This is a genomic window from Stenotrophomonas sp. PS02301, from assembly GCF_029959485.1.
GTDB lineage: Bacteria > Pseudomonadota > Gammaproteobacteria > Xanthomonadales > Xanthomonadaceae > Stenotrophomonas > Stenotrophomonas maltophilia_Z.
The window spans coordinates 1-13,780 of the sequence record NZ_JASCOO010000108.1; the positions used below are offsets into that span (position 1 = coordinate 1).

9 protein-coding genes are annotated in these 13,780 nt (G+C 66.0%); 6 read left to right on the top strand and 3 right to left on the bottom strand.

Features of this window, described 5'->3' with window-relative positions; all coding sequences use genetic code 11:
• Nucleotides 1-211 precede the first annotated feature (211 nt).
• Together QMX81_RS18295 and QMX81_RS18300 are read left to right on the top strand one after the other, a co-directional pair.
• Nucleotides 212-1,363 (top strand): heparan-alpha-glucosaminide N-acetyltransferase domain-containing protein, encoded by a 1,152-nt coding sequence (locus QMX81_RS18295; protein ID WP_152153660.1) that lies wholly within the window; start codon nucleotides 212-214, stop codon nucleotides 1,361-1,363.
• Between the two features lie 156 nt (nucleotides 1,364-1,519).
• A complete protein-coding gene (locus QMX81_RS18300) occupies nucleotides 1,520-3,295 on the top strand; it encodes an oligopeptide:H+ symporter (RefSeq protein WP_152153658.1) in 1,776 nt (591 codons plus the stop codon).
• A gap of 14 nt (nucleotides 3,296-3,309) precedes the next feature.
• On the opposite strand, the gene QMX81_RS18305 is transcribed toward QMX81_RS18300, so the two are convergent.
• The 3 genes from QMX81_RS18305 to QMX81_RS18315 all read right to left on the bottom strand — a co-directional run bounded on the left by QMX81_RS18305 (nucleotide 3,310) and on the right by QMX81_RS18315 (nucleotide 7,673).
• Entirely contained in the window at nucleotides 3,310-4,713 is a 1,404-nt protein-coding gene (locus QMX81_RS18305; protein WP_282263588.1) for a hypothetical protein, read from the bottom strand.
• 211 nt (nucleotides 4,714-4,924) lie between these two features.
• Nucleotides 4,925-6,889 carry a S9 family peptidase gene (locus tag QMX81_RS18310; RefSeq protein WP_282263591.1) on the bottom strand — a complete coding sequence of 655 codons (1,965 nt, stop codon included), beginning with the start codon at nucleotides 6,887-6,889 and terminating at the stop codon, nucleotides 4,925-4,927.
• 148 nt (nucleotides 6,890-7,037) lie between these two features.
• Entirely contained in the window at nucleotides 7,038-7,673 is a 636-nt protein-coding gene (locus tag QMX81_RS18315; RefSeq protein WP_121043335.1) for a LysE family transporter, read from the bottom strand.
• Between the two features lie 134 nt (nucleotides 7,674-7,807).
• On the opposite strand from QMX81_RS18315, the gene QMX81_RS18320 reads away from it, so the two are divergent.
• From QMX81_RS18320 to QMX81_RS18335, 4 genes are all read left to right on the top strand, one after another.
• Nucleotides 7,808-8,713, top strand: a complete 906-nt coding sequence (locus QMX81_RS18320; RefSeq protein ID WP_259261335.1) for a LysR family transcriptional regulator ArgP — start codon at nucleotides 7,808-7,810, stop codon at nucleotides 8,711-8,713.
• An 82-nt stretch (nucleotides 8,714-8,795) separates the two neighbouring features.
• Entirely contained in the window at nucleotides 8,796-9,380 is a 585-nt protein-coding gene (locus QMX81_RS18325; RefSeq protein WP_121043329.1) for a hypothetical protein, read from the top strand.
• A gap of 152 nt (nucleotides 9,381-9,532) precedes the next feature.
• Entirely contained in the window at nucleotides 9,533-11,224 is a 1,692-nt protein-coding gene (mqo, locus tag QMX81_RS18330) for a malate dehydrogenase (quinone) (RefSeq protein ID WP_121043326.1), read from the top strand.
• Between the two features lie 188 nt (nucleotides 11,225-11,412).
• A complete protein-coding gene (locus tag QMX81_RS18335; RefSeq protein WP_121043311.1) occupies nucleotides 11,413-13,614 on the top strand; it encodes a TonB-dependent siderophore receptor in 2,202 nt (733 codons plus the stop codon).
• Nucleotides 13,615-13,780 lie beyond the last annotated feature (166 nt).

A 13,780-nucleotide genomic window follows, 5' to 3' on the forward strand; every position in this document is an offset into this window, starting at 1 on the left:
CTGCCAAAAACGCCCGCCCCCGCTCGCGTGCAGGGCCGGCCACGCCCCGTCGGGCGGGCCGCGGCCCGCCAACCCTGCACCACCCGATCAAGGCCCCTGTTGACCTTCGCGTGCCGCCGCCGCCGCGACCCGCCGGACTGGGCAACGTCGCGCGCCGGGCCCATCCATTTGGTTATGTTATATCCTATCGCACCAAGCAACCGGCGCTGCTGTGACGCATTCCCCCACCTCCCGCCTGACCTCCATCGACCAGCTGCGCGGCACCGTGATCGTGCTGATGCTGCTCGACCACGTGCGAGAAACCTTCTACATGCACCAGCAGGTCGGCGACCCGATGGCGGTCGACCAGGTCGAGCCGGCGCTGTTCGTCAGCCGGCTGCTGGCGCATCTGTGCGCGCCGGTGTTCGTGCTGCTGACCGGCCTGTCGGCCTGGTTGTACGCCAGTGGCAAGCCGGATGGGCGCCGGGCCGCGTCGGCCTTCCTGCTCAAGCGCGGCCTGTTCCTGGTGGTGCTGGAGCTGCTGGTGGTCAACTTCGCGTGGACGCTGCAGTTCCCGCCCAGCGTGATGTACCTGCAGGTGATCTGGGCGATCGGCATCAGCATGATCGCGCTGGCCGGGCTGCTGTGGCTGCCACGCGGGGCGCTGGCGGTGCTGGCGCTGGCCGTGATCGCCGGGCACAACCTGCTCGACGGCATCCGCGTGCAGGGCGACGGGGCGCTGGCCGTGCTGTGGAAGGTGCTGCACCAGCGCGACTGGATCACCGTGACCGACGGGCTGCGCCTGCGCACCTCCTACCCGGTGCTGCCGTGGATCGGCGTCATTGCACTGGGCTGGGTGATCGGCCCGTGGTTCGCGCGCGGTGGCGGTGCGCTCCTGCGCCAGCGCCGCCTGTGGAGGGCCGGCGCCGGTGCGCTGCTGGCGTTCCTCATCCTGCGGGCGGTGAACCTCTACGGCGACAGCCCGTGGCAGTCCTCGGCCACGCTGGGCAGCACGCTGATGAGCGTCTTCAACATCACCAAGTACCCGCCCTCGCTGCTGTTCCTGCTGCTGACCCTGGGTATCGGCCTGCTGTTGCTGCGCCTGTACGAGCCGCCGCGCGTGGCCCGGGCGCTGGCGCCGCTGGCCGACATCGGCGCGGCACCGATGTTCTTTTACCTGCTGCACCTGTACGTGCTGAAGCTGCTGTACGTGCTGGCCGAAGCACGCTGGGGACACACCCACGGCGCGTATTTCGCCGTGGACCATGTGGCGAGCCTGTGGGTGATCACCGCGCTGCTGGCCTTGGCGCTGTACTGGCCGACCAGAGCGTTCGCGCGGTTCAAGGCGCGGCGGCGGGATCTGGCGTGGCTTCGCTATCTGTAGGCGAGCGATGCCGGGCTGCTGAGGCTGCCGGCCAACGGCCGGCACTACGACAGCGGAGCGGCCGGCACCCCGACGGCGGAGCGGCCAGACCCGGCACGGATACACCGTCACCCCGGGCCTATACTCGCCCCCTTGTCCGCCCTGCCTGATCCCTCGATGACCGCAGCCGCCCTGCCCGCCGCCGCAACCTCCCCCGCTACCGACGACTTCCTCGGCCATCCCAAGGGCGTCTACATCTGCTTCTTCACCGAGATGTGGGAGCGGTTCTCGTTCTACGGCATGAAGGCGCTGTTGCTGCTGTATCTCACCAAGTACCACCTGTTCGGCGACAAGGCCGGGCTGGACCTGCTCGGTGCCTACGGTGGCCTGGTCTACTGCATCCCGGTGTTCGGCGGTCTGCTCGCCGACCGCTGGCTGGGCATGCGCAAGGCGGTGGTGTTCGGTGGCGTGCTGCTGGTGCTCGGGCATCTGGGCATGGCGTTCGAAGGCCACGCGGCGGTCCGCATTGACGGCGCCGTGGTACGCGATGACGCGGCCCTGGGCATCACCTACCTCTCGCTGGCCCTGATCATCATGGGCGTGGGCTTCCTCAAGCCGAACATCTCCACCATCGTCGGCAAGCTCTACCCGGAGAACGATCCCCGCCGCGATTCGGGCTTCTCGCTGTTCTACGCCGGCATCAATCTGGGCGCGCTGTTCGCCTCGCTGGTGTGCGGTTTCCTCGGCGAAGCCTATGGCTGGAAGTACGGCTTCGGCGCGGCCGGTATCGGCATGGTGATCGGGCTGGGCATGTTCCTGTGGGGCCAGAAGTATCTGCAGGGCCACGCCGAACCGTCCGACCTTCCGGCGCTGCGCCAGCGCGTGCTCGGCATCCGTCGCGAATGGCTGATCTATGCGGTGGCCGTGCTCGGCGTAATCCCCGTCGCTGCCTTGATGTGGGCCGCGGCCAACGGCGCGTTCGCGCTCGGCGGTGAAATCAGCCTGGCACTGATGCTGATGATCGTCGTGCTCGGCGGCGTACTGGTCTGGTTCGCCTGGTTCACCGGTACCCGCTGCACGCCGGTGCAGCGCCAGCAGATGATCGCGCTGATGGCGCTGATCTTCATGGCTCTGGTGTTCTTCACCCTGTACGAGCAGACCTACGGCTCCTGGGTGACCTTTACCGATCGCCTGCTGACCAAGGATCTGGTGCCGTCGCTGGTGATCCAGGGCGGCACCCCGCTGCCCTGGTCGATCGCCTCGCTGCTGCTGGCGCCGCTGGGCTTCGTGGTGGCCGCGCGCCTGTCGGAGCGAAACCCGGGTTCGTCCGCGCCCCGCAACCTGTTCATCGCCATTGTGGCGGCGATGCTGGTGATGCTGATCCGCGACTGCCTGGTGATCCCGCAGACCGCCGGCTCGCTGACCTACCTCGGCGGCCTGTTCCTGGTCGTACTCGCGCCGCTGTTTGCGATGCTGTGGGCGTGGCTGGACCGTCGCCGCATGGATCCGTCCAAGCCGATCAAATCGTCGATCGGGCTGATCTTCGCCGCACTCTCGTTCGTGCCCTTGGCCCTGGCCGCCCAGCACGTCGGCGCGACCGGGCAGATGGCCAGCGTGTGGTGGCTGGTGCTGGCGTATCTGATCCTGGAGATCGGCGAAATGTGCCTGTCACCGGTCGGCTTGTCGGCGGTCACGCAGCTCGCCGCACCGCGCGTCGTCAGCCTGATGATGGGCACCTGGTTCCTGGCCACTGCGTTCTCGGAAACGCTGGCGGCGCTGTTCGGCAAGCTCGCCGCGATCGAGGTGCCGGAAGGCCAGACCATGGATATCGCCAACGCTGCCGCCAGCTACGAACACCTGTTCTGGCTGCTGATGTGGATCGGCCTGGGCTGCGCGGCGGTGGCGCTGATCTGCTCGCCGCTGCTGAAGAAGATGATGCACGGGGTGAAGTAGCCGAACCGCGGCAATCAGCGCTCCGGCAGTGTCACCTCATTCTGCGCATTGGCCGCGCGCAGCTGATAAAGGAAACGGCGCACAAGCACGCGTCCAGACTCGTCCAGATTGCGCCCGTCAAGATGCTCGAAACGCATATCCGGATGGAGCGCATCTGCGTTCAGGGCCAGGCCGCCGCGTTCTTTCACCAACGACGCGGGCAGGATGCCCTCCAGCAGCAGCTTGGGCAAAGCACCTGGCTCGGCGTGCCATGCGTCGCCATTCGGTCCGGGCACCTGCTGAAGGTCCACTGCAGTTGCGGCCACATGGGCAGGTGAGGTGGCAATCGTTTCCGCCGCGCGCTGAAGGAACTGGCGATAGCGTGTCGCCAAGGCGGTCGCATCACTACCGTGGGCATCGAGAGGTGCAAGCGTCCACTCCAGCACGGGCAACGTGCATGTCAAGGCTGCCTGCGCCAGGCGAACGGTGTGCGCTTCATACCGGTCCTCCCCCTGCTGCACCTCCTGCACCCGACATTCGGCCGTGGCCGCGCGGCGGGCAACTGCGCGCGCGAATCCGGTGACGTCCTCGCGCACGGCACCCCACAACACTTCCGGAAAGCTCAGCAGGAGGTGCGCGGCGATCGCATCCTGCAGGTCTGCCGACGCTTCTCCGGCAACCTGCATGCGCTGCATCAGTTCCCGCACCGCCATGCGCACCGATTCGGCCTGCGACACCGGCATCGGCATCCACACAGTCGGCGGCACCTCCATTTCCGCCAGCAGTTGTTCGCCCACGACGGCACCACTGCTCGTCCAGTTACGTCCGTGTGCATCGCTGGACAAGGAGAGACTGCCGCTGATAGACCAAGGCCGGGTCGCGTCGCGGCGCTCGCCGGCCAACATCGACCGCTCCAGTGCATCTACCGATGGTACGGCCTGTCCCTGCACGACAGCCGTCATCAGCTGTGCAAGCGCACGACTCTTGTGCATATGTGGTGCGATGCAAACGTACTGGACGCGATATCCCACCCTATCGGTGGATGCGGCGGCGGCAGGTGCGCCATCAACAGGCTCGCGCCGGACGTCCTGTGCCAGGCAACGAGCGCCATCGCCGGCGAATCCCCATGCTGGCGATGCCGCCAGTAGACGACCTGCCGCTGTGCCCTCAAGCCGGTTGCCGTACGCAAATGCGACAACATTTTCGGTCATCAGCTTGCCCATTGTCAGTAACTGGACGGTGTGATGAAGTACCGCGGCGTCGGGCTCGCTCAATGGCCCCACGGGCTCGCTGCCCCGCATCAACCCGTGCAACCGGATCGCCCTCTCGTCCACCTCGCCGGAGAGCACTGCGATCATGAGCGCCTGCTCCACCGTCAACTGCAGACCGTCATCGATATCGGTCGCACGGGAGGGATTGCAAAACAGAACAAGCAGCAAACGCGCTGACCAGCACGAAAAAGGCCGCAGGTGGGACGTTGAGGAGAGGTAGCGCCGCATGCTGGAAAGACCCGAAGGGAGAGCTGCCCAGCATCCCGCAGGGTCGCGCCCGGGCACCATGCAACAACTTGCAATCTGCCGCGTTCAGCCCTCCCCACACACAACAACGGCACCTCACGGTGCCGTTGTCTTCTTAAGCCCAACGATGCGGTCAGGGCTGCACGGTGTTGGCCGCCTGCCCTCCGATGTGGCGCGACAGGAACGCCAGCAGCTTGGTGTAGTACTCACGGCGATGCGGATCGGTGTAGAAGCCGTGGCCTTCGGTAGGGTAGTACAGCGCCTCCACCGGCACGCCGGCTTTCCTCAACGCCGCTTCCATCCGCCTGGTGTGCTGGATCGGGGCGCGTTCGTCTTCGCCACCGGCAGCGAGGAATACCGGCACCTTGATGCGGTTGGCCAGATTCACCGGCGATACGGCAGCCAGTTGCTGCCGGTCACCGATCCATTCCTTGAGATAGTTTTCACCAGAACCACGCCGCTGGATGTCGCCGGTGGTGAACATGATCGGCAGGTCATAGACACCGACATACCCGGCCGCACAACGGTACAGACCGGGCTCCTTCGCAGCGCCCATCATCGCCGCGTAGCCGCCATAACTGGCGCCATAGATGCAGATCCGCGAGGCATCGGCAATTCCCTCGCTGATGGCCCAGCGGGTTGCATCGGTGAGATCGTCCTGCATGGTGCCGCCCCACTCGCGGGCGCCAGCAGACCGATGCGCGCGCCCGTAATTGCCCGATCCACGGAAGTTGATCTGCAGCACTGCATAACCCGCGTCAGCGAGCATCTGGCTGACCGGGTCGTAGCCGCCGGTATCGAACGGACCGTAAGGCCCCCCGTGCGGGATCACCACCATCGGCTGCCTGTTGGCATTGCCGTTACCCGGCACCGTCAGGTAGCCGTGCAGGGCAAGCCCATCACGCGCTTTGAGAGCCACCGGACGCACCACGGCAGTCGCGGCCGGGTCGATCCAGCTGCTGCGGCTGATGACGTGGTCGGCCTTCTTTGCCTCATTGTCGAAGATGTAGAAGTCGCCCGGGTTGCGCCCCGACCACGCCTCGACCATCAGCTGCCTGCCATCACGGGTGCTGGAAGTGATGAACACCGCATCACCACCAAATGCGGCCTCCAGGCTGCGATACAGACGGGCATCGGGGCCCTTTTCGTCGAAGAAGCGGGTGCGCGGCGTGTCACCCAGGTACAGCGCCCCCACCGGGATGGATGTGCCCGGCCGGTAGATGTACTTGTGCACATCCACCACGGGATCGCGGAGCACGAGCTTGCGCTCGTCGGTCACCGGGTCCCAGGACACGATGGCATCGGGCCCCTGCGGCATCTCGGTATTGAAGTACGCCAGCCGACCATCTTCGGAAAAACCAATCGCCGTTTCGATACGCCCGTTCAGTGCTTCATCGTTGACGAGCTTCCAGGTCGTGCCCGACCCTTCGCGGTAATACAGCTTGTTGACGTTGTCGGCTCCCGCGCCGTGCGCGAAACGTACCTGGCCCTGGTTGTCGGTGACGAAATCGGCGCGACGCACGGGCGAGCGCGCCACGGTCTGACGGCGGCCGGTAGTGACATCGAGCCGATCGGCACGGGTGAACGGGTCATCGTTGAACGGCCAGATCGTGACCAGCACGTTGCGGTCGTCCGCAGGCAGGTCATCAGCGAGGAACGCCGCCACGGCCTCCACTTTTTTCTGCTGGATGCGGGTACCCGGGCCGTTTCCCTGCACGCGGTAGCCGACCAGCAGTTCGCCGCGCCCGCCGTTGGCGTTCATGGCATACAGCTCACCGGTCATCCGCGGCTGGTCCAGAGAACCATGCTTTTCGGCCAGGCCGATCAGCACGCGCTCTCCACTGACCCAGTCGAAATGGTTGGCGTGATTGTTCCTGGGTGGCACGAACGAGCCCACCACCTCACCCCCATTTCTGCGCAGAATCGCCAGGGCGGTGCGATCTTCCATCGGCACGGTCGCCGCGTAGTAGTCGCCGTTCGGTGAAATCTTGATATCGGTGAAGGCATCCCGGCGCAGGTAGCGCTCCAGATCCACCGCGCCGGCCTGGCCCGTGATGGCCAGCAACACCAGCAACCCCAACCCTTGAAGGTGTTTCATCCTTTCCCCTGCTGCATTGGACCTCATGTCCGGGATCGCGGTTCTAGGCGGAAGCCCAACCGGTCAACCATAGGGATAATCCTGCAGGCGGCAAAAAAAATGGCACCGCGAACGATGCCATTTCCAGGACCTGCATCGAGGAGAGAGTTCAATGCATGCCGCGGAACGCGAGGCTGAGCGCCAGGATCGACAGGATCACCGCGATGGTGCCGTCGAGGATGCGCCAGGTTTTGGGCTTGGTGAACAGCGGGGCCAGCAGGCGCGCGCCCAGGCCCTGGGCGGTCAGCCACAGGCAGCTGGCGGTGAACACGCCGGCCGCGAACGCCATGCGCGCGTTGCCGAAGTTCTCGGCGATGCCGCCGATGACCATCATGTCCAGCCAGAAATGCGGGTTGATCAGCGAGAACCCGACCGCCGAGATCAGCACCGCGCGGCGCGAGGTGCTGTCGCCGTCGTCCACGTGCATGCCACCGCCACCGGCCAGCGCGCGCCGCGCCGACTGCCAGGCGTACCACGCCAGGAAGGCGACACCGCCCCACAGGACCACGGTGGTGAGCCACGGCAGCGCCTGGGTCAGCGTGCGCAGGCCCGCCACGCTGGCGAAGATGAAGATGCCATCGATGGCCGCGCAGGTCGCCACCACCGGAATGATGTGCTTGCGCAGGATGCCCTGGCGCAGGATGAACGCGCTCTGCGCGCCGACCACCGCGAACAGGCCGATACCGGTTGCGGCACCACTGAGCCACGCGCTCAGCCCGGCGCCGCCGGAAAGGATGGAAAACATGGGATACCACCTGTGTCTTGCTGGGGGGCGGTGCCTCGCCAAGGCGTACAGCACCGGATGGCGCGTATTGTCGCGCCGCAACATTAAAAAGTAGAGCTAAACTTACTTAACCATCTTTAGCGGAACTTAAGATCATGCGCATCGACCATGCCCAGCTCCGCGCCCTGGCGGCGGTGATCCGCGAAGGCAGCTTCGACCGTGCCGCGCAGTCGCTCAATGTCACGGCCTCGGCGGTCTCCCAGCGGGTCAAGGCGCTGGAGGACCGCGTCGGCCGCCTGCTGGTCAAACGCTCTTCGCCGGCGGTGGCCACCACCGAAGGCCAGGTGCTGGTGCAGCTGGCCGAGCAGACCGCCCTGCTGGAGCACGATGCCCTGCACCGGATGGGCATCGCCGATGAGGACCTGCCCCACGCCAGCATTCCGGTGGCGGTCAACCACGACAGCCTGGAAACCTGGTTCCCCGAGGCCGCCCTGCAGTTCGCACGGCAGACCGGCACCACGCTGGACCTGCGCTCGGAAGACCAGGACCACACCGTGGCCCTGCTCCGGCAAGGGGCCGTGCTGGGCGCCGTGACCACGCTGGATGAGCCCGTGCAGGGTTGCCAGATCCATGCGCTGGGCAGCATCCGCTACGCCGCCACCTGCACCCCGGCCTTCCATGAGCAGCACTTCGCCAAGGGCGTCAACGCGCAGTCGCTGGCCCAGGCGCCGGTGCTGGTGTTCAACCGCAAGGACGACATGCAGGCCCGGTTCGCCCGCCGCCTGGCCGGCAACGACCTGCCGCTGACCGCGCCGACCTGGTGGATTCCCTCCACCCGCGCGTTCGTGCAGGCCAACCTCGGCGGGCTGGGCTGGACCATGAACCCGCTGCCGCTGGTCAAGCGCCATCTCGATGCCGGCCGGCTGGTGCACATGAAACAGCGCGCCTGGGAAGACGTGCCGCTGTACTGGCAGCACTGGAAGGGCGATGTGCAGACGATGGCGCTGCTGACCCGGGCGGTGCTGGCGGCCTCGGCGACGCTGGTGCGCAAGAAGCGGTAAGCCCCGACCGGTAGAGCCGCCCTACACGACCTGACGACCCGCCCCGTTGCAGCATCGGCGCATTCCAGCCGCGGGCACGTCGATGGACACCGATCCGGTCTACCTGCACATCCGTGTGGTGCTCAGCATCATCCTCGGCCTGAGCATCACCACCCTGCTGCGCGGGCTGGCGGGGATCATCGAGCACCCCCAGCGCCGCGGCTGGTCGTGGATCCACCTGTGCTGGGTGGTCTGGGCGCTGATCTCGGTGGTGACCTTCTGGTGGTGGGAGTTCCGGCTGGGCGAGGTCCGGCAGTGGACCTTCGAGTTGTATCTGTTCGTGATCGCCTACTGCGCCGCGTGGTACCTGCTCTGCGTCCTGCTGTTTCCGGACGATGTGCGCGAGTTCGGCAGCTATGAAAACTACCTGCTGCAGCGGCGCGGTGGCTTCTTCGGGATGCTGGCGCTGGTCACGCTGCTGGATCTGGTCGATACCGCCATCAAGGGTCACAGCCGCTGGCAGATGCTCGGCGACGCCTACTGGGTCCACACGGTGGTGATGCTGGCCATTGCCGGGCTGGGCATGACCCTGCGCCAGCGCCGCGCGCACCTGGCCCTGGCCCTGATAGCGCTGGCCTATCAAGCCAGCTATTTCCTCCTTGAATACTTCACCTTGGCCAGCGACTGACCCGGCCTGGCACACCCACCGGATGCTGCGTTGCACCAAATCCGTACCGGAAAGGGCTAAAATTGCGGTCAAGGTACCGCTGTGACGCCCGTCTTCACGGGCGTTCCCGGCAGCGGCGGCATCCTTCCCATGTCTCCCTACCTGAGATCCCCATGAAAAAACTAGCGAAGGTCGTCCTCGGCCTGTTCGTAGTGTTGCTGTTGGCAGCGGCACTGTTCCTGTACTGGCCGCTGCATCAGCGCTCGGTCCCGGCTGCCGGCAACGACAAGCCGGTCGACGTCGTCCTGGTCGGCGGCGGCATCATGAGCATCACGCTCGCCACCTTCCTGCAGGAGCTGCAGCCAGACTGGAACATCCAGGTCTATGAGCGCCTGGACGGAGTCGCGCTGGAAAGCTCGGACGGTTGGAACAACGCCGGCACCGGTCATTCCGCGTTCGCCGAGCTGAACTACACCCCGGAACTGCCCGACGGCAGCATCGAGACCAAGCGTGCGGTCGGCATCGCCGAGCAGTTCGAGATCTCGCGCCAGTTCTGGTCGCACCAGATCCGCGAAGGCCGCCTGAGCCAGCCCAGCGATTTCATCAACCCGACCCCGCACATGAGCTTCGTCTGGGGTGATGAGAACATCGCCTACCTGCACAAGCGTCAGCAGGCGCTGGTCAAGAACCCGCTGTTCTACGGCATGCAGTACTCCGAGGATCCCGCGCAGATCACGCAGTGGGCACCGCTGTTGATGGAGGGCCGCGACCCGAAGCAGAAGGTCGCCGCCACCTGGATGCCGCTGGGCACCGACGTCAACTTTGGCGTGATCACCCGCCAGCTGACCGCGGGCCTGGAACGCAGCCCGAACTTCAAACTGCACCTCAACCATGAAGTGCGCGCGCTGCGCCAGAACGATGACAAGAGCTGGAACGTGACCGTCAAGGACCTGAAGTCCGACAACGAGACCACGGTCAAGTCGCGCTTCGTGTTCATCGGTGCCGGTGGTGCCGCGCTCAAGCTGCTGCAGCTGTCGGGCATTCCGGAATCGAAGAACTACGCCGGCTTCCCGGTCGGTGGCCAGTTCCTGGCCTTCCAGGACCCGGCGATCGCCAACCGGCATTCGGTCAAAGCCTACGGCATGGCCGAAACCGGCTCGCCGCCGATGTCGGTGCCGCATCTGGATGCGCGCAAGCTGGATGGCAAGCCGGTGGTGCTGTTCGGGCCGTTCGCGCTGTACAGCACCAAGTTCCTCAAGCACGGCTCGTGGTTCGACCTGTATTCCTCGGTCAACCACAACAACGTAGCCGGCATGATGGACGTGGGCCTGGAGAATCTGGACCTGGTGAAGTACCTGATGGGCCAGGCACGTCTGAACGATGATGACCGCCAGGCCGAACTGGTCAAGTATTTTCCCCACGCCAAGCGCGAGGACTGGAAGCTGGTGACCGCCGGCCAGCGCGTGCAGATCATCAAGAAGGACCCGGAAAAGGGCGCGATCCTGCAGTTCGGTACCGAGATCGTGACCGACCAGGATCACACCCTGGCCGCCCTGCTCGGCGCCTCGCCGGGTGCCTCGACCTCGCCGCCGATCATGCTGGACCTGCTCAAGAAAGCCTTCCCCGAGCAGATGGCGGCCGGCTGGGAAGCGCGCCTGAAGCAGATCGTCCCGTCGTACGGCCGCAAGCTCAACGACAGCCCGGCGCTGACCAATGAGATCCGCCGCCTGACCAGCGAGACCCTGAAGCTGCCGTACCTGGAGGTGCCGGTCGAGACCAGCCCGGCGGTGATGCTGACCCCGCCGCCGGCCGCCAAGCCGGCCGAGGCCAAGCGCAACGCCAACGAAGAACTGCAGGCGCTGTAAGCCTGCACCGGCGGGGCCTTCGGGCCTTGGCCACGGTTTCCCTCCGGCCACCCTTGCGGTGGCCGGTTGCGTTCTGGGGGCTGGACAATCTGAATGTTCAGTATTTGTAAAGCGAATGAGAACGCTTTACATTTGCACCCCGCCGGGCTTGGGGCCCGGCCACACCCCCATATCATCACGAGACCCGCATGTACGCCTGCGCTGCTTCGCTTCGCCTTCCCCGCCGTGCCCCGCTGGGCCTGGCCCTGCTTTCCGTGCTGGTGCTGACCGCCCCGCAGGCCTTCGCCGATGCGCTGGCCGATGCCAGCAGCGCTGCCGATGCCAAGACGTTGGACAAGGTCAGCGTGGTGGGTGCGCGCGCGATGCCCTCGAGCACCACGCGTCTGCCGATCAGCCTGCAGGAGACGCCTCAGTCGGCGACCTCGATCGGCCTGCAGCGGCTGCAGGACGAATCGTTGTTCAGCATCAACGATGTGATGCGCAACGTCACCGGCGTCAGCGTCTCCTTCTATGACACCCAGCGCCCGCTGTACTACGCGCGCGGTTTTGCCATCACCGATTTCCAGGTCGATGGCATCCCCACCTATAGCGGCTCGACCAACCAGGAATATGACACCGCGTTCTACGATCGGGTCGAAGTGATCCGCGGCGCCAACGGCCTGCTCAGCGGCGCCGGTGTGCCATCGGCGACGGTCAACCTGCTGCGCAAGCGCCCGGGCAAGGAGTTCGATGCCTCCTTCTCGGTCAGCGCCGGCAGCTGGGACTACCAGCGCATGGAAGCCGACGTGACCGCGCCGTTGACCGCTGACGGCCGTTTCCGCAGCCGCGTGGTTGCCGCCTACACCGACCGCGATCTGTATTACGACCGCTACCACGAGAACAAGATGGCCGGCATGGCCGTGCTGGAAGGTGACCTGACCGACAGCACCACGCTGACCGTGGGCTACCAGACCCAGGACAACAATCCGGTCGGCTCGACCTGGGGCACGGTGCCGTTCTTCAACGGCCAGGGCGACTTCGCCCATCTGCCGCGCTCGACCAACGTCGCGCCGAAGTGGAGCTACTGGCAGCGCGAGACCAGCACCGCCTTCGCCAACCTGGAGCAGCGCTTCGGTGAGAACTGGCTGCTGAAGATCAACACCGCCTACACCCAGGGTAACGTGCAGAACGTGCGCGTGTACGGCAGTGGCTACCCGGATCCGGCCACCGGTGCGGGCATCTTCCTGCGCACCGCCGCCGGCGATTCCGAAGACACCCGCCGCAACGTGGATGCCTACCTGAGCGGCACGTTCTCCCTGTTCGGCCGCGAGCACGACCTGACCGTGGGGGGGCAGTGGGCGGATCTGGAAGGCACCACCAACACCATCGCGCTGCGCTATCCCACCGACTGGGCACGTTGCGGGACCGAGCGCTGCTATTACATCCCGGATATCCGCACGTGGGATGGCGACATCTCCGAGGTGACCTACGCGCGCACCGGCGCACGCCGCGTCGCCAAGACCACCCAGAGCGGCGTCTACGTGGCCACCCGCCTGCGCCTGGCCGATCCACTCGCGCTGATCGCCGGTGCGCGCCTGAGCCGCTGGGAAACGCTGTCCCGCTCCTACAACGCGGCTGGTGCGTATACCGGTACGAGCGGCGCGTATAAAGTGACCGATGAAGTCACGCCCTATGTAGGCCTGGTATACGACATCACTCCGCAGGTGGCGGCGTACGCCAGCTACACCGAAATCTTCAACCCGCAGAACTTCAAGGACCGCAACGAAAACCTGCTGGCGCCGGTGGAAGGTTCCAACCTGGAAGCGGGCATCAAGTCGCAGTGGTTCGACGGCCGCCTGACCGCAAATGCCGCGGTGTTCGAGGCCAAGCAGGACAACTACGCGGTGCTCGACACGAGCGTGCCGGAGCGCTCGCTCAGCGACGGCAGTTCTGCGTATATCGGCATCAACGGGACCAAGGCACGCGGCTGGGAAGTGGACGTCAACGGCGAGATCCTGCCGGGATGGACCGTCAATGCCGGCTTCACCCACGTCAAGGTGACCCGTGCCGCCACCGATCTGCTGTACGCCAACCCGGCCGAAGATCTGCTGCAGCTCAACACCCAGGTGCGGCTGCGCGGTGCACTGGAGCGACTGAGCGTGGGTGCCGGCGTGCAGTGGCAGAGCAAGGTGCAGGGCTACAACGTCCCCTATCCGCTCGGCGGCACGGTGACGGTGAACCAGCCGGCGTATGCGCTGGTGCAGTTCAACGCCAACTACCGCATCAGCGACAGCTGGACGGCGACGTTGAGCGTGCGCAATGCGCTGGACAAGACCTATTGGGCCAACCTGGATTACAACAACTACGGCGAGCCGCGCTTTGTCGCATTGAGCCTGCGCTGGAAGTACTGAGGCCTGACGACATCGCTGTGTTGAACGAACGGGTCGCCTTCGGGCGGCCTGTTCTGTTTTGTGCAACCCACCGTATACCGGTAGTGGGGGGGGGGGGGGGGGGGGGGGGGGGGGGGGGGGGGGGGCGGGGGGGGGGGGGGGGGGGGGGGGGCCGCGGCGCGGGGGG